Annotated in this window: 20 protein-coding genes; 8 read left to right on the plus strand and 12 right to left on the minus strand. The window is 61.8% G+C overall.

Going from position 1 to position 16313, the window contains the following annotated elements; translation table 11 throughout:
* Nucleotides 1-70 precede the first annotated feature (70 nt).
* Both ACM42_RS23355 and ACM42_RS23360 read left to right on the plus strand, forming a co-directional pair.
* Nucleotides 71-967 carry an alpha/beta hydrolase family protein gene (locus ACM42_RS23355; protein WP_442868939.1) on the plus strand — a complete coding sequence of 299 codons (897 nt, stop codon included), beginning with the start codon at nt 71-73 and terminating at the stop codon, nt 965-967.
* A gap of 30 nt (nt 968-997) precedes the next feature.
* Entirely contained in the window at nt 998-1582 is a 585-nt protein-coding gene (locus ACM42_RS23360) for an invasion associated locus B family protein (RefSeq protein WP_271530134.1), read from the plus strand.
* 34 nt (nt 1583-1616) lie between these two features.
* Here ACM42_RS23360 and ACM42_RS23365 read toward each other — a convergent pair whose 3' ends face one another.
* The 4 genes from ACM42_RS23365 to ACM42_RS23380 form a co-directional block, all read right to left on the minus strand.
* Nucleotides 1617-2282: a helix-turn-helix domain-containing protein gene (locus ACM42_RS23365; RefSeq protein ID WP_271530135.1), complete on the minus strand. Its 666-nt coding sequence runs from the start codon at nt 2280-2282 to the stop codon at nt 1617-1619.
* Nucleotides 2283-2559: 277 nt separating this feature from the next.
* Nucleotides 2560-2907 (minus strand): hypothetical protein, encoded by a 348-nt coding sequence (locus ACM42_RS23370; protein WP_028182046.1) that lies wholly within the window; start codon nt 2905-2907, stop codon nt 2560-2562.
* Nucleotides 2908-3137: 230 nt separating this feature from the next.
* Nucleotides 3138-3461: a response regulator gene (locus ACM42_RS23375; protein WP_442868940.1), complete on the minus strand. Its 324-nt coding sequence runs from the start codon at nt 3459-3461 to the stop codon at nt 3138-3140.
* 230 nt (nt 3462-3691) lie between these two features.
* Nucleotides 3692-4324: a response regulator transcription factor gene (locus tag ACM42_RS23380; RefSeq protein ID WP_271530137.1), complete on the minus strand. Its 633-nt coding sequence runs from the start codon at nt 4322-4324 to the stop codon at nt 3692-3694.
* A 240-nt stretch (nt 4325-4564) separates the two neighbouring features.
* On the opposite strand from ACM42_RS23380, the gene ACM42_RS23385 reads away from it, so the two are divergent.
* Nucleotides 4565-5248 (plus strand): helix-turn-helix domain-containing protein, encoded by a 684-nt coding sequence (locus ACM42_RS23385; RefSeq protein WP_271530138.1) that lies wholly within the window; start codon nt 4565-4567, stop codon nt 5246-5248.
* Nucleotides 5249-5340: 92 nt separating this feature from the next.
* On the opposite strand, the gene ACM42_RS23390 is transcribed toward ACM42_RS23385, so the two are convergent.
* The 5 genes from ACM42_RS23390 to ACM42_RS23410 form a co-directional block, all read right to left on the minus strand.
* Nucleotides 5341-5658 carry a potassium channel family protein gene (locus tag ACM42_RS23390; RefSeq protein WP_442868941.1) on the minus strand — a complete coding sequence of 106 codons (318 nt, stop codon included), beginning with the start codon at nt 5656-5658 and terminating at the stop codon, nt 5341-5343.
* A gap of 208 nt (nt 5659-5866) precedes the next feature.
* On the minus strand, nt 5867-6217 hold the full coding sequence (locus ACM42_RS23395) for a phasin (RefSeq protein WP_271530139.1): 351 nt from the start codon (nt 6215-6217) through the stop codon (nt 5867-5869).
* 664 nt (nt 6218-6881) lie between these two features.
* Complete coding sequence (locus ACM42_RS23400) at nt 6882-7058, minus strand: hypothetical protein (protein ID WP_271530141.1); 177 nt, start codon at nt 7056-7058, stop codon at nt 6882-6884.
* Between the two features lie 23 nt (nt 7059-7081).
* Nucleotides 7082-7945, minus strand: a complete 864-nt coding sequence (locus ACM42_RS23405; RefSeq protein ID WP_271530142.1) for an alpha/beta fold hydrolase — start codon at nt 7943-7945, stop codon at nt 7082-7084.
* Nucleotides 7946-7953: 8 nt separating this feature from the next.
* Nucleotides 7954-10461: an alpha/beta hydrolase gene (locus ACM42_RS23410; RefSeq protein ID WP_271530143.1), complete on the minus strand. Its 2508-nt coding sequence runs from the start codon at nt 10459-10461 to the stop codon at nt 7954-7956.
* Nucleotides 10462-10592: 131 nt separating this feature from the next.
* On the opposite strand from ACM42_RS23410, the gene ACM42_RS23415 reads away from it, so the two are divergent.
* The 5 genes from ACM42_RS23415 to ACM42_RS23435 all read left to right on the plus strand — a co-directional run bounded on the left by ACM42_RS23415 (nt 10593) and on the right by ACM42_RS23435 (nt 13986).
* Nucleotides 10593-11519, plus strand: coding sequence for an alpha/beta fold hydrolase (locus tag ACM42_RS23415; RefSeq protein WP_271530144.1), 927 nt, complete (start codon nt 10593-10595; stop codon nt 11517-11519).
* The gene (locus ACM42_RS23420; RefSeq protein ID WP_271530145.1) at nt 11516-12115 is read left to right on the plus strand and encodes a hypothetical protein; all 600 of its coding nucleotides are present in this window, start codon (nt 11516-11518) and stop codon (nt 12113-12115) included. The genes ACM42_RS23415 and ACM42_RS23420 overlap by 4 nt, the downstream gene beginning before the upstream one ends.
* A 91-nt stretch (nt 12116-12206) precedes the next feature.
* Nucleotides 12207-12860, plus strand: a complete 654-nt coding sequence (locus ACM42_RS23425) for a CoA transferase subunit A (protein WP_271530146.1) — start codon at nt 12207-12209, stop codon at nt 12858-12860.
* Nucleotides 12861-12863: 3 nt separating this feature from the next.
* Nucleotides 12864-13514 (plus strand): 3-oxoacid CoA-transferase subunit B, encoded by a 651-nt coding sequence (locus ACM42_RS23430; protein WP_271530147.1) that lies wholly within the window; start codon nt 12864-12866, stop codon nt 13512-13514.
* 13 nt (nt 13515-13527) lie between these two features.
* Nucleotides 13528-13986 (plus strand): MaoC family dehydratase, encoded by a 459-nt coding sequence (locus tag ACM42_RS23435; protein ID WP_035672683.1) that lies wholly within the window; start codon nt 13528-13530, stop codon nt 13984-13986.
* A 42-nt stretch (nt 13987-14028) separates the two neighbouring features.
* Here ACM42_RS23435 and ACM42_RS23440 read toward each other — a convergent pair whose 3' ends face one another.
* The 3 genes from ACM42_RS23440 to ACM42_RS23450 are packed head-to-tail and all read right to left on the minus strand — an operon-like array spanning nt 14029 to nt 16310.
* Nucleotides 14029-14292 (minus strand): DUF3551 domain-containing protein, encoded by a 264-nt coding sequence (locus ACM42_RS23440; protein ID WP_271530148.1) that lies wholly within the window; start codon nt 14290-14292, stop codon nt 14029-14031.
* A gap of 18 nt (nt 14293-14310) precedes the next feature.
* Complete coding sequence (gene fabI / locus ACM42_RS23445; RefSeq protein ID WP_035672680.1) at nt 14311-15099, minus strand: enoyl-ACP reductase FabI; 789 nt, start codon at nt 15097-15099, stop codon at nt 14311-14313.
* Between the two features lie 32 nt (nt 15100-15131).
* A complete protein-coding gene (locus ACM42_RS23450; RefSeq protein ID WP_271530149.1) occupies nt 15132-16310 on the minus strand; it encodes an acetate/propionate family kinase in 1179 nt (392 codons plus the stop codon).
* Nucleotides 16311-16313 lie beyond the last annotated feature (3 nt).

Raw genomic sequence — 16313 nt, forward strand, 5'->3', positions numbered from 1 at the left:
ACGATGAACGCAGTCAGGGGATCATTTCAACTGCGCCCGAGATCTTTCTGCTGCTGTCGAGGAGATGCGCATGCAATTCTGGCATAGCTCCTTCTATCGATCTCTCCTCAAAGCGGTGCTGCTCATGGCCTGTTTTGTCGATCCTTCGCGCGCGGGTGATCAGGGCACCTCGCATCCGATCCGGGAGGAGATATGGGCGCTGCCCCTGCCGCTCCCGACGTTTGCCTATGTGGTGCGTCCAATCGGCGATGGTCCGTTTCCGCTCGTTATCATGAACCATGGCGTGTCGCTCAATCCGATAGAGCGAAGCTTCTTTCCGCTCGTTGAATTTCGCGACGCAGCCAAATGGTTCGCGACGCGCGGGCACCTCGTGGTGGCGCCGGTTGGCACCGGATATGGCGCCTCCGCGATCGACATCCCTGAACGTGCACTCTACGGCCCGTTCATCGCAAAAGTCGGCAAGTGCAGTAATCCCAACTTCCGCTCCGCCGGCATGGCCGTCGCACAGGTCGACATCTGGATCATCGACTATATGGTCGCGGAGATGCGCATCGTGCCCAAGGACGTTATCGTCGTCGGGCAATCGGGGGGCGGCTGGGGGTCCATCGCCTTGTCCAGCCTCAATCCGCCGCAAGTCAAAGCGATCATCACCTTTGCGGCCGGCCGCGGCGGCCGCGTCGACGGCAAGCCGAACAATAACTGCGCGCCTGACAAGCTGGTCGAAGCAACCCGTGAGTTCGGTCGCACCTCGCGTGTACCGATGCTCTGGATCTATATCGAAAACGACACGTTCTTCGGCCCCGCATTGTCGAAGCGCATGCACGAGGCTTTCACCGCCTCCGGCGGCCGCGCGGAATATCACCTGATGCCGCCGTTCGGCAACGAGGGCCACTTCTTCATAGGATCGCCGGACGCAATCCCGATCTGGTCGCCGCTCGTCGCGAAATTTCTGGAGGCTCAAAGATAGCCGAAGTTACCCATGTCTGGAGATGCGGCCATGATCACCGCGCGCTATTGTCTGTCTGCCTCACTCATTGCAGCCATCGCCACGACAGCGCCGGTTCTGGAGGCGGTCGCGCGCGAAAAGCCGCCGGCGGCCAAGCCTGCCGAAGTCGCACCCCGGGGCCAGCGCGAGGCAAAGGACATTACATACGGAAGCTGGCGCAAGCGGTGCTTCAAGGCAGGTGCAGCTCCGAGAGTGTGCCGGACCTCGATTACCGGCACCTTTCCCACCGGTCAGATGGCCGTCCGTCTGGACCTGATAGAGCGCGACGGCGACCGCAACGGGCGACTGCAGGTGTTCGTACCCGTCGGCATGTACTTACAGCATCCCGTCAAGCTGACGGTCGACCAAGGACGTTCCTACCAGTTGCCCTACAACTGGTGCCTCAGCAACGCCTGCATCGCGGCCGATGTCGCGGATCCCAACATCGTCAAAGACATGGAAGCGGGAAAGGCACTCGTGCTGGAAGTGATCGACTCCAATCTGCTGTCGCTGACGACCTCGCTGCCGCTGACGCAGTTCGCATCAGCCCACACAGGCCCCCCGGCGCAGATGCTCGAGCAGGACATCGACGAGTGAAACGACGGCCTACTGCGCATCGCTCGCTGCACCGTCAGGCATCGAGCTGTGCTAGTCCTTTGCGATCCAGAAGCACGAGCTGGCGCTGCGTCTGGCCGTCAAACCGCAGCATGTTGTCATCACGCAAGGTCGAGAGAGCCCGCGAGACCGTCTCGAGCGTCAATCCAAGATAGTCAGCGATGTCGCGGCGGCTCATCGGCAAGCTCATCACGTTTGGATGATCCTGCCGCCGGTCCATCTCGAGAAGGAATGCGGCCACCTTCTCGACGGACGTCTTCCGGCCCAGGAGAAGCATGTGGTTCTCCGCGTGCTGAAGATTGCGCGTGACGAGGGTGAGAAGGCTTGCCCTGCCCTCTTCCTCGTGCTCGATCCTGTCGAGCAAGTGTCGCCGGCTCGTGATACGAACCCTGGTCTGAACGACTGCTTCCGCGGTGAAACGATGAACCGCGCCGTTCTCTAGCCCGAACAGATCACCCGGAAGATGGAAGGAGTTGATTTGCCGGCGGCCATCGCAGAGCAGTTTGTAGGTCCGGATCGCACCAGACACGATCTGGTAGACGTACTCGGCCTCCTCGCCTTCTCCGAAGACTTCCGTTCCCCTCCGATAAGTGAACTCGCTGCAAAAGACCCGTTCGCCGGCGAGGGCTGCCAATTGCCCGTCATTGGCAGGACGGCTCACTGTCCTGGTCCTGATCAACATTGCAGAACTCCCTACAAATTGAATTGGCAGTGAACCCGGGAACTTTAGGCAATAGCACGCGAACGCATTTTGATCTAGCTCAACTCCAAACGGTGGCTACGTGATTGCCCGGGGCGAGTGAGGACAGGCACCAGGAGTCCGAAAGGCCATGTGCTCCCCTGCGCCAACATGGGGGGAAGTTTGCGCAATCTGGCCCTACGCCTTTCTTGTACAAGTCGGCGGTCGAGCCATGTCGGTCAGCATCAAACCGCCACAAGGTCTCGTCGACGAATTTGGCTCATTTCGCCCTGCGACGTGACGGTGCAGGCGGCGGCACATAGCGCTGCCAGATGGTCCCGTTGTCGAACTGGATTGTCATGCCGTCAGGCGTATAAACAGCGCTTATGTCGTAAGCATCGATCCAGATGCGACTCGCCGGCGAGAACCAGTCCGGCCATGCGCGGGACGGCACGCCCGCCTCGGTGGTGAGATTGAGCTCGGGTCCGTTCTGCGTAACGTGGGCCGGCAAGTCACCGCGGCACATCTGGACGCATGTGTAAGTGCCGGTAAGGTCAACCGATTGGGCGAGCGCCGCGCCGGACGTCAGCGCAGCAGCCATGCCAGTGACCATCAAGAGCCGTTTCATACCTCATCTCCCTGCATAGGCGATTGCTCCCAATGAGAAGCAGACTTTAATATCCAGCGCCATGGATGATGGGGTTGATCCGCGTCAACGGACACCTCCAATACGGGATGAAGAGGCGATCGCTGGCCGCTAAAGCATGATCCGGAAAAGTGCGCAGCGGTTTTCCGAAAAGACCATGCTTAAACAACAACCTAAAGCGCGATGACGATCCATCCTGAACGCATCGCGCTTTAGTTTGCCGTCGACCAGGCACGATGGATGGGGTCGATTAACGCCTTTGCCGCGAACGGCTTGGTAAGATAGGCAATACATCCGGACTCGATTGCGGCCGTGCGACTCAAATGGTTGTCGTTGCCGGTGATATAGATCACCGGTGCCGCAACGCCATGCTCGGCAAGCCTGCGGCGCAACTCGATTCCGGAGGCATCGTCCAGATTGATGTCGATGATGATGCATGCTGCCTCGCCACAGCCGCCATGGCCGAGCAGCGCATGTGCCGAGTCGAACAGCAGCGCCGTGAAGCCGTGCGCGCGCAGAAGGCGCTTGATGCTCATGCGCATCGACGCGTCGTCGTCGACGACAAGAACAGGCTTGCACGAGGACAAATTCGGCAGTCCTTCCAAGTATTGGCTGGCGTCAGTTTGCCGGACGATATTAGATCCAGTCGGACAACAAGCCCGACTGCAGCCCGCGCACCCCGGACTACAGCATACCCTTACCGAGCTTTGAAATAGTCCTTGTGTGCAGGTTGCTTGGCGGAGACCCGCCGGGACCACAGGCGTCGTTAGCCGGGCCGCTTGGATTCGGGATCCAGTACGCCAAGCCGTTCCGCCATCGACACAAGCTCCGCCAGAGACTGCACCTGCATTTTCTCCATCACCTGATGGCGATGGGCCTTTACGGTGCGTTCAGCGGTGCCGAGTTCGTGGGCAATTTGCTTGTTGATCTTGCCGCGCACGATCAATTCGAACACTTGGCGTTCACGCGGCGTCAGTGACTTCAGCCGCATCTGGAGCAAGCTGAGCTTTGTGCGCTGGATGTGGTCGGCCTGCTGGCGGATCAAGGCACGAGCGAGCGCATCGAGCAACTGTTCCGACGAGACGGGCTTGGTGAGAAAATCCTCGGCTCCGGCCTTAATGGCGCGCACGGTCGTCGCCGTATCGGCGTAGCCTGTCACGAACACGATCGGGAGCGTGGACCCGAGTCCGGTGAGGTGGCTCTGCAGCTGGGGACCGGAGAGCCCGGGTATTTGCACATCGAGCAAGATGCATCCGGGGCCATCGCCGCCCGGCAGCCGCTCGAGCAGGTCTTGGGCCGATGAATAGGTGGCGACCTCATAACCAGCAAGCTTCAGCCGGCGCTCGACGGCCGTGCGGAAGGAGGCGTCGTCGTCTACCACGTGAACCAAGCCGGGCATTTGACCTCCTGGAGGGTTCCGCAACCTTCAAATGCGCAACAAAAGCAACCAACGAAAAATGCGCCTGAGGCGCTTCATGTCGTGCAAGGTATTCCGCCCTGCCCCTTGGTACAATGACCTGAGAGACAATGGCTTATAACACGGCCTTCATCGTAGACCAATCGCCCGGGAAAAAGAGGCACTCCCGGCAGCGAAATAATCCCAGCGACGAACCCGTCAAGCGACCAGAGGAGGCGGTCCATGTTTGTGCGTATCGCAACCGACCGGTCCCCGCGCCCCAATTCTCTCCGTGACTTCGGAATGACCAGCGATTCGAACACGATCGTCAGTCTGAGCGAATTCACCTACAAGAAGGGCACTGAAGTCTACGGGGAGAAAGAGCCGGCCGAGTACGTCTATCAGGTCAAGGTTGGTGCAGTGCGAAGTTACAAGCTGCTGACCGACGGCCGGCGCCAGATCGGCGCGTTTCACCTCCCGGGCGACATTTTCGGCCTCGAGAATGGCGGAGCTCATCGCTTCACGGCGGAAGCCATCATCGACACCACCGTTCACTTCATCAAGCGGCAAAGTCTCGAAATGGTGGCCAAGAGCGATGCGATGGTCGCCAGGAACCTGTTCGGCATGACGACTGCCAATCTCCACCACGCCGAAGAACACATGCTGCTGCTTGGACGTAAGACCTCGCTCGAGCGGGTTGCCGCGTTCCTGCTCGAAATGGATAAGCGCTTGACTGCGGCGGACGTTATCGCGCTGCCGATGTCGCGGCGCGACATCGCCGACTATCTCGGCCTGACGCTCGAAACCGTTTCGCGTGCGTTGTCGCGGCTGCACGAGTTCGGAGTCCTCGGCTTCATCGGCAACACCCAGCGTCAGATCGTGCTGCTGGACCGGGTGAAGCTTGCCAGCTTCGATCTCCAGAACTGACGCTGCGCGTGAAGCGCGACAATTCGTCCTACGCCTGCACTAAAGGTCGCCGTTGAATGCACCGCAATCCGAGGCGGAGCCGGGCAGCTCGCTCAATCCGCAGATTTGCAAGCGCTAGCGTTGATCGCGGCAAGGTGCTCCACGGTCTTGCGCAGCACTTCGAACAGCATTGCGGTCGACCAGCCGAACAGCAGGATGCCGTTCATCGCAGTCATCGGGCCTAGTAGCCGGCGCGCCTGGATCGGCGTGATGTCGCCATAGCCGAGCGTTGTGTAGTTGACGAAGGCGAAATAGACCAAATCGGTGCCGGCAGGCGCCACGCCCACCATCAAATAAGCCGCCGACCAGACGACGCTTTCCAATGTATGCGCCACCATCAGAACGGCGGCGGTAGCGGCCATCACGGCCATCAGGTGCAGTCTTGGCCACTCCATATGTCGCAGTCCGGCCGAACGAGCAATGCCAATTGCACCGACTGTCACCAGCGCGTGAACATGATGTTTACAAGGCTGACAATGGTGCCGACCACGAACTGAAGCGCCATTGTGCCCTCATCGCGAGCCAGAATATGAGGCGCGGTGGTCCTGCCAGCGCCCATCTCTTCGAGTTCCCATCCGCTCAGATCTTTGGCGTGAAGGCCCCCGTCACGGCCTTCATTGCAGTCTCGCCCATGTTCTTGGCCTGATCGGTCAGGGCCCTCATCTGGTCCTGAAAGAATTCGGATTGCATCTTGAGGGCGTCCTGCACGTCCCTGGCCTGAGTCAGCTTGTCACCGAGATCGAATGTCGCGGTTACGTTGCGCTGCATGAAATTGCAGAACTGTTTGGCCTGGTCGGCGATCGGAAGCGGCGACGAACTCAGAGCTTTTTCAAGCAGACTGAAATACTCTTCACTGCCCTTGCGAAGGCGGCCGAGACTCTCGGTCAACATCGCACGTGCATTTTCAGCCGAAGGATTGATGTCTGCCATTGTCTTTCTCCTCCTCTAACCAACGGATTCAACTCACCTGCTCCGAGACAGGAATCGCGGAGAACCGGATCGCGCATAAGGTCGTCATTGCGGCGGGGAAATCCGCCGGGTGAAGGCGATCGTCGCCTTCACCGCCGACCGCGGCAGCATATCGGCGTGAGCCGACCAGGATTGCACCTCGAACAAACCGGTCGAGAGCTGCCGAACTTGTACTCACGTCGCGTATGCCGATTTTCAGCGTCGCCCGACGCGATCGACGGGGCCGCCGCGATTCATTGGCGTTCCAGGCCGCACCGCTTCACGCGTTACCGCGCGCGCGACGGGACGCGGCCTGAGCACGACGCCGGGCCGTGCAATGCAGCTCGGCGGATAATCGACGTATTGGCAGTAGACGACTGCAGCTGCCGGTCCGCTACTGACGGCAGTTCCTACGAGCGCCACCGAAGCGGTTAAGGCCAACCCGGAAAGAGTCAATGTGGCTGATCGACGAAGCTTCATTAGAACCTCCTTACATTGTCATGCGTGAATGTGAGCCTCGGTAGCAGAGCGGGCACGGGTAGCACCCGCAGACGGTCCGGTAACGATCCCAGATAGGCGGCATCCCCGCCGCTGCCGTGCCGTGACATGCGACGCCAAGTCCGCCACTCTGACAAGCGGATGTGCTTCAACGGCGCTTACCCGGCTTCTGGTCGAGGCGCAGCCTCTGAGCTCTCATGCGCCTGATCTCTTCGTTAAGTGCTTCTATCTTCTCGTCCTGCTGCTCAGTCCTCGATTTCGGCTGCTCTTCGGCGCGCAGCTTCTCGAGTGCCTTTTCGACGGAAAGCTTTGTGGTTTCAGCCATGCTCATACTCCATTGAAGAATTGCTATTTCGCTAGTCCTCCGAACCAGGCTCCGAAATAGCCGGCATACATCGCCGGCAGCTCCAGATTCATGGAATGGCCCATCCGGGGTACGGTCACGAGCCGGCAGTCCGGCATCGCCGCCGCCATGGTCTCGAGATCCGCCGGCGGGATCCACCCGTCCTGCTCGCCCCAGAGCACGAGATGCGGATGCTGGATTTCCGGCATGCGGCGCTCCAGCTCCCGGCTTTCCTTTTCCCGGTTGAGGTTGACTGGCGTGCCGACCCAGATTCCCTCGGAGACGCCGAAGGTCTGTTCAATGATGCGGTCGAACAGCGCCGGGATCTCGCCGAGCCCCTCGCGAAAGCGCGGGATCGCGCTCGGCGCAAGGCTCTCCGGCACGAACAGCGAGGATGCTGCGGTGGCCATCACCGTCCGCGTCAGCTCCTTGCTCGCCATCATAGCCCGGAAAAGACCGATCTGATCGGCATTGAAGGACATTCCGAGCGGCGTGACCGGGTCGAGCGCAAACACCCGCCCGAACCGCTGCGGCTGCATCAGCAGCATCCGTGCGACGATGATGCCGCCGGTCGAGTGGGTCGCGAGATGGCAAAACCCGATGCCCAGCGCATCCAGTGCCGCCAGCATGTCGTGCGCATGCTGCTGCATCGAGTAGTTGGCATAGTCGGCCGCGGGTTTCGGCCGATCGCTGTCGCCGCAGCCGCGCCAGTCGATTCCGATCACGCGCAGTCCGCTCGGAAACATCGGCGCAGCGAGCTCGATCCAGTCCTTGCTGGCGAGATTGCCGTGGATGAAGACGACGGTGACGTCGCCTTGGCCCCACTCTCGCCAGCCCAACCGGACCTCACCCGCCTCAACCGTTGACATGGTCCAGCCTATTTGTTCAGGCCGGCCGTCGGTGCGGCGCCGGGTGGAGTCGGCGCCACCGGCAAGGCCGAGACGGCCGAACCTTTGATCATCCGATCCGTGCCGAGCGGCGACGACGTATCGACCGTTCCCTTGATCACGAAGTCCACCACGTCGACCGGGAACTCCACCGGATTGTCGGTGTGGATGAAGTGACCTGTCTCCGGATAGATCTTGAGAATTGGCCGGTTGCCCGCACTGGTCATGCGTGACATGAACGGCGTGATGACGTCGCGTCCGAGGTCCGTCAAGCCGTTGAACGCCGGCGTCGGGATGAACGGCTCCTTGTCGCCGAAGGAGAGGAAGATCGGCGCCTTGATCTGGGCCACGCGCCGGTAGAGGTTCTTCGGGTCATCCTGCTGCAGCTCGGACCCGATCGAATAGATGTCGTAGATGAAGACGTTGGCCCATTGCTCGAGCTCCTTCGGGTTGCCCTTGATGAGCCCGACACGCTGCTCGGTGTGGAAGCGGGCATATTCGCTGTCGCTGTAGAAATAACCGCTTTTCGCCGCCGACACGGCGTTGGTCTCCGGATCACGCTTCTTGAAATAGAAGAAGTCGCGGACGCTCTGCTCCGAGCGTCCCAGCTCCGCGGCAAGGATGCCGGTCGGACCCCAGGTTTCGCTCCACTTGTCGAAATCATGATCGAAGACCTGATCGAACAGGCGCGCCTTCTTGTCCTTGGCGATCGTGATGTCGCGCGGATACTCTTCAAGGCCCGAAGGAGCTTCGAGCGCAAGGCCCAGGACGGCGTCTGGCCACGTGAGGGCATAGCCCATGACGACCTGGCCGCCGAGCGAATGACCGAGGTAGTGGGCCTTCTTGACGCCGAGCTGATTGACCACGAGATCGTACACGGCCTCGCGCATGTCCTGCATCGTCCGCGCCGGGCTCTTGTCGAGATTGCCGGGACCGGACATGCCGTAGTGCGGCAGGTCCGGCACGATCACGCGCAGCCCGCTACGCAGGGCATATTGCATGACGTTACCGTAGTGCCCGCCGAACGCGCCTTTGCCATGAATGATGACGAGCACCTTTGGATCCTTCTCGGTGCCGGCGTACTCGTCCATGTAGCCGATCTGCCAGGACGTGCCTCGCTTGTCTTTCGTGGTCGCGTATTTGACCGGATAGGGGTAGGTCACGGCTTCCTTCCAGAACGACTTGGTGGGGTCGATCTTTTCGGTCACGCCCGGCGCGCGATAGTTCTTGTCGACGTATTTCTGCGCGCGATCGAGGCTCGCCACGTCATCCATGAAGGCGACGAACTTCGGATCGTTCTTCCGGTGATTGACGATCGAGAACACGCCGTAGTGGGCGACAGGGCTTTCCTCCGCGATCAGCTGGGCGCCCGGTACTCGGTCGACGGCGCGCTCGGCCAGCTTGAAGTTCAGCCACAGGTCGTTGGTGATGTGCATCACCATGGTGCGGGCCTGAATGCGGCCGAGATAGGGATTGACGTTGTGGGTTTCGCCGACCCGGTTGCGCCAGACGAGATCGACCGCGTCATACAGCTTGGCGCGATTGGTCACGCTACTGCCGGCCTTTTGGTTCGGCGGATCCCAGTAGAACACTTCGGGCTGCACGGCGGCGAAGCTCTGCGTCGTGCGGTAGGCGAAGTCGTATCCGGTCAAGCCAAGCACCGACCAGCCGAAGGCAACGCCCGGCACGGGATGCTTTTCCTTGGGCAGCTTGTAGTAGTCGCCCTTCGTTGCTTGCCACACGGGATCGGACTGGATGGCTGCGGTCATCATCTGGAAGGTCCAGTTGCCGACCGGGTCCTCTGCGTCCGACTGCGTGGTGCCGCCGATCGGCATCAGCCCGCCCATGAATTCCGGGTGCATCACGCCCCAGACATAGGTCTGCGTGCCGCCCATCGAGACGCCGGTAATCAGCGCCGCATGTGCGATCTTCAGGCCGTCGTGCAGCATGCGGTAGTTCGTCTGCACCATGTCGTAGTAGCTATACTGCGGAAACTTGGTGCCGAGCCCGTCGGACGGTTTGCTCGCGCCCCAGGTGCCAAGCGGATCGACCATCACGACATAGTAGCGATCGGTGTCGATCGGCCGGCCCGGCCCAATGACAGGAACTCCGCCCGACAGGGCAGTGCCCTTGACCCACTGCTCGTACATGTCAGTGGAATCGCCGGAGTAATAGGAATTGACGATCACGGCATTGGTGATCTCGCCCGCCGCATTGCGGCGGGCGTTGCCGATCGCAATGTAGGCCGTACGCAGTTTGCCGGCGCCGAGCGATTCGAGCGTGACGCCGCCCTCGCCGCCGTTCTCCCACTTCGAAGGGTCGGAGAGATCGTACTTGCCGCCGATGCGGAAGTTCGCAATCTCGTAGGTCTTCTTGAGCCCGTCATGCTGCATCTGCGATGAGCGGCGGGTGAAGGGCTCCGCGACCGCCAGCGCGGTCCCCACCAACAGCAACAGCAGACTCACACAGCAATACCGAATGAAGTTCTTTCCGGCCATGGCCGCTTCCTCCCGGCAATTTTGTCAAAAGGCTAGGTACGCGCTCGCGGCCGACCCTTGATCTAACTCAATGGATCGCTGTCTTCGTGGACGAGCATTGTGGTTGCCATCCATCCGGCCCGGACCCCGCAATGCCCTTTCTCAGTCACGGCTCATATCGCATCCGTTATGAGCTTGACGGGCCAGCGAACGCTCCCGCCTATGTGCTGGTCAACGGGCTTACTCAATATGCCGAGCTCTGGGCCGCGTATCGCGACGCCCTGGTTGCGCGGCAATTCCGCGTCGCGACGTTCGACCTGCTCGGCCAGGGGGTGTCCGACAAGCCCGCTCTCTTCATCAACCAGGATGATCAGGTGGCGGCGCTTCATCTCCTGGTCGACGAACTCGGCGACGGACCCATTTTTCTCGCCGGTATCAGCTTCGGCGGCCTGATCGCGCTGCGCTACGCGATCGAGCACGGCGAGCGGCTGGCCGGGCTGGCGCCGATGAGCTGCTTCGCGGAGCTTCCGCCGCAACTGTTCCTGCTTGGCAATGCGCTCCGCACCGCGCTGATCCTGGGCGGCACCAGCTACCTGCAGGATTTGTTGCTGCCGATGAACGTCTCCGATCAATGGCTAGGACCGGTATTGGACAAGCTCGACAGCGTGAAACGGCAGGGCTGGCTGGTCAACGACGTCTACGCGCTGCAAAACCTGATGGAGTCCTTCCTCGACTTCCGGCCGCTGACGTCGCAACTGTCGTCGATCACCCTGCCGACCATGATCCTGAACGGCGAGTTCGACTTCCTGACGCCCCGCGCAGTCCATGAGACCCTGCGCGCCGAGATTCCGAACAGCGCGCTCGTGATCATCCAGCGCGCCTATCACGCCTTCACGCTGGAGAAGCCGGCGCTGACCGCGGACCTGCTCGCCCGCTTCGCCGAGGACGTGCTGGCCGGCCGCTGGCAGGGCAACAAGGCTGTCTGGATCGCGCCGGAAGAGGCCGGCGGCGAGCTCATTGCGTTTCCTGCCGGCTACGATCATCTGCGCGCCATTCCCGTGCAGGGACCGGCCACATGAGCGAATTCCTTGGACCGCTCGACCCGCAAGGCCGTGTGCCGCCGTACCAGCAGACTCGCGTCGCCGCGTTCCTGACCTCCGCCCATGGCGCGTTGGCGCGGCAGTTCGCGTTCGCGCTGCCCGCAAAGCTCGTGTCCGCCTGGCAGACCGAATTGAACGCGCAGGTCTACCACGAGGCGGAGATCGTCTCCCTGCTGCTTCGGGCGACGTCCTGGGTCCCGGACCTTGCGCTGGGGTACCTGTCGATGTCCTGGGAGACGGCATGGTTTCCGCAACCAGCCGAAAGCATTCCGGATCAGCCGCTGGCGCAGGCAGTCGGCCTGGCAACACTTGCGCATGCCGTTCATGCCGGCATAAGGCCGGCCGCTTTGCTCCCGAGGGAAGCCAATGCCGACGATCCCTTCGTCATGGCCTTGCGGCGCATCGAATTGGAGAGCGGCCGGTTGCTGCAGGCGCAAATCCTGTTCCTGAAAGGGCCGGAGCTTTTGGCCCATCGCGATGCTGTCAGCGCTGCGCTCGAACATCGCCACGTCGAGATTCGCAAGCTATGGACCAGCGCGCTGGAAGGCGTCGGCATCGCGTTCCATGAATCATGAGAAGCCTTGACGCAGATCAAGGGACCGGGATGAACGCAAAGCGAGCATCCCACCGTCGCTTCCTTGATCTCTGCCGACTGGAGTTGGAACCATGAAGGCCGTTTCCATCGAAGAAGCCGTCGCGATGATCCCGGCAGGCGCAAGCATCATGGTCGGGGGCTTCATGGGAGTCGGCACGCCGTGGCGTCTGCTCGACGAGCTCGTCCGGCAACGAAAGGCAGGGCTCTCCATCATCAGTAACGACGCTGCGTTGCCCGGCAAAGGTGTCGGGAAGCTGTTCGATGCGGATCTGGTCTCGCGTCTCACCGCGACCCACATCGGCCTCAATCCGAAGGCGCAGCAACAGATGCTGGCCAAGCAAATCGCGGTCGATTTGATTCCGCAAGGCACCTTCGTCGAGCGCATTCGCGCAGGCGGATGCGGTCTCGGCGGCGTCCTCACGCCGACCGGCGTTGGCACGCTGGTCGCGGAAGGCAAGCGCCAGATCGAGGTCGACGGAAAATCGTTCCTGCTCGAGACCGCTCTGCGCGCGCAGTTCGCGCTGGTTCACGCTTTTCTCGCCGATTATCTCGGCAACCTCTCCTATGCGCTGACCGCGCGCAACTTCAATCCGGTCATGGCGATGGCGGCAGACACCGTGATCGTGACCGCAGAACACATCGTGCCCGTGGGCGTCATCGCGCCCGACCACGTCGTAACGCCGGCGCCGCTGGTCGACTATCTCATTACGAACCCGAACGGGTGACACATGGACGCACAGGAGATCATCGCCCGACGCGTCGCCAAGGAGCTCAGAAGCGGCGATCTCGTCAATCTCGGCATCGGCATTCCGACGCTTGTTGCCAACTACGTTCCGCCTGACCTGAAAGTGTTCTTCCAGTCGGAGAACGGATTGATCGGTACCGGGCCGATCCCCGAGCAAGGCCTTTCTCATCCGCTGCTGACCGACGCCGGCGGCCGCCCGATCAGCGCGCTGCCGGGGGCCAGCACCTTCGACAGCGCGATGTCGTTCGGACTGATCCGCGGCGGCCACGTCGACGTGACCGTGCTCGGCGGACTCCAGGTCGATGCCCACGGCCATCTCGCCAACTGGATGATCCCCGGCAAGATGGTTCCGGGCATGGGCGGCGCGATGGACCTCGTCAGCGGCGCCAAGCGGGTCATCGTCGCCATGCAGCACGCCGCGAAAGGCAGGTCCAAGATCGTCGCCAAATGCACGCTGCCGTTGACGTCAGTCCGGCCGGTACAGCTGGTCGTGACCGACATGGCGGTGATCGGCTTTCCTGACGGCAAGGCCACGTTGCTGGAGATTGCTCCCGGCACCAGCGTTGGCGAGGTCATGGCGGTGACGGACGTCGAACTCGTCGTGCCCGACGACATCCCGGAAATGAAGATCTGAGCAGGCCATCATCATGCGCATATTCAGCAACTTCGACGAGATCAAATCCGCGGTCGGTACTGAGATCGGCGTCAGCGACTGGATCGAGGTGACGCAGGATCGCATCAACCAGTTCGCCCAAGCGACTTGCGACGAGCAGTGGATCCACGTCGATCAGGAGCGCGCCAGGAGGGAAGCACCAGGCGGCACCACCATCGCGCATGGCCTGCTGTCCCTGTCGCTTGCGCCTCTTTTCATTCGTTCGGTGATGGGCCTGAAGGGCCTGCGCAACACCCTGAACTACGGCGCGGATCGAATCCGATATCTTGCCCCCGTCCCCGCCGGATCGAGGCTGCGCGGGCGGATCACGGTCGCCGAAGCCGAGGACGTGCCGCCGGACGGCCTGCGCGTCAACTACCATCTCGTCATTGAGATCGAGGGCGGCAAGAAGCCGGCCTGCGTCGCCGAGCTGATCGCGCTGCATTACCGCTAGGTGTGCAGCCAACGGCGGGCCGCGGCGATCCGGAGGACGCCGTCAGTAGGCTCGCGGATATCGCGGGTATCCCCCACGGGGGAACGCCTGAGCGAAGTACGGGTTTATCACGCACATGGCGGCTCGTCCGAAAGCTGACGCCTGACACTGCGGCAGCGATGTGTAGCTGCAATCGACCCATTCGCCTCCGCCAAGAGACCCTTCGTAGACCTTCATGCATACAGCATAGCGCGGATCGTAGGTTTGCGCCTGCGCGGGCACGAAATGGATCGCAAGCAACAACAAGCTCAACCCGACCGTACGCACCTGAACCTCCGCCGTTGTTCAGTCGATGATGTGATAGCCGCCATCTACATAGAGAACGCCGCCGGTGATCAGCTTGGCCCCGTCGAGCGCCAGGAACGCCGTGGCGTTGCCGACGTCTTCAATGCTGACGAGGCTGCGGGTCGGCGCGGTGGACTGCGCCTTGTCCATGAGATCATCGAATTCGGGAATGCCCGATGCAGCGCGCGTGGCGAGCGGTCCTGGTGAGATCGCATGAACACGGATGCCCTTCGGACCGAGTTCGGCCGCAATGTAGCGGACCGCCGCTTCGAGCGCGGCCTTGGCCACCCCCATCACGTTGTAGTTCTTCACGACCATCTGGCTGCCGTAATAGGTCATGGTGAACATCGTGCCCCCGTTCTTCATCAGCGGCTCGGCGAGATGCGCCATCCGCATGAACGACCAGCAGGAGACATCCATCGTCTTCAGGAAACCGTCGCGCCCGACATCCACAACGCGGCCGTGCAGCGCCTCCTTCGGCGAAAATGCGATCGAATGCAGCAGGAAATCGAGTTGCCCCCACTCGCTTGCAATACGCTCGAAGACCTGTTCAGTCTGGCCTTCCACCATGACGTCCAGCGGCATGAAGATCGGCGCTTCCAGCGCACGAGCGAGCGGTTCGACATGCTTCTTGGCACGGTCATTCAGGTAGGTGACGGCGAGTTCCGCCCCGAGGGCGCGAAACGCCCTTGCGCAGCCCCAGGCGATGGATTGGTCGTTGGCGATGCCGACGATGAGGCCTTTCTTGCCCTTCAGGGCGACCTTGGTGTCCGGGAACACGGGAATCATGACGCCCTCTCTTGTCTGGAGTTGCTCGATGGCTAGTTCATCAGCAGCGACAGCGTGTGCTGCGCGATCATCAGTTCCTCGTCGGTCGGTACGACATAGACGGGGATACGACTCTCGGAACGCGATATCAGCCGCGAATTGCGAGAATTGCTGGCGTGGTCGAGGCTGACACCGAGCCATCCGAGCTGCTCGACCACACGGGCGCGAATCGTCGCGGAATTCTCGCCAATGCCGGCAGTGAAGACGAAGGCGTCCAAGCCTTGCAATGCGGCCGCGAGCATGCCGGCATTGAGGCCGATCCGATATACAAAATAGTCGATCGCCAGCTTGGCCTTGGCGTCGTCGCTGGCCTCGAGCTCCCGCATGTCGTTGCTGACGCCCGAGAGTCCCTTCAGTCCGCAATCGCGATAGAGAAAGCCCTGAACGTTCGACACCGACATGCCCTTCTCTGAGATGAGATAGAGCACGACACCGGGGTCAAGCTGGCCGGGCCGCGTTCCCATCGGCAGCCCGTCCAACGCCGTGAAGCCCATGGTGCTTTCGACGCTTCGTCCCTCGTTGAGCGCGCACATCGAGGCGCCGCTACCCAGATGAGCCACGATGACCCGCCGGTTCGCGATGTCGGGCGCAATCTGCGGCAGGGCCTTCGCGACATATTCGTAAGACAGCCCGTGGAAACCGTAACGGCGCACGCCCTCGGCATGGAGCTGATGCGGGATCGCGTAGTGATCGGCGACCGCGCTGTGCGTTCGATGAAAGGCGGTATCGAAGCAGGCCACCTGCAGCAAGGCCGGGAAGCCGGCAAGGATCGACCGGATCGGCGCCAGATTGTGCGGCTGGTGCAGTGGTGCGAGATTGACGAAGCGTTCCAGGCGGGCGACAACGCCGTGGTCGATCGACACCGGCCGGTCAAAATGCGGACCGCCATGCACGACGCGGTGTCCGACCGCGATCGGGTGGATGCGAAGCTCGTCCCGCAACCAGCTCCCGGCGATCTCCATCGCCGCCGGAACGTCTGCGACGGCCTCGATCGGATACGCTCGCTCGGCCAGCGTCTCTCCGTTCGCGCCACTCGCCCGCAACCGCGGTCGGCTGGCAATGCCGTCGATCTGGCCCTTGATCTGCCGTCGAAGGATACCCTCTCCCTCGACAGAGAAGATCTGGAACTTGACGCTCGAGGAACCTGCGTTGACGACGAGGATCGTATCCATCGC

Source organism: Bradyrhizobium sp. CCBAU 25338, assembly GCF_028128965.1.
GTDB classification, from domain to species: Bacteria; Pseudomonadota; Alphaproteobacteria; order Rhizobiales; family Xanthobacteraceae; genus Bradyrhizobium; species Bradyrhizobium liaoningense.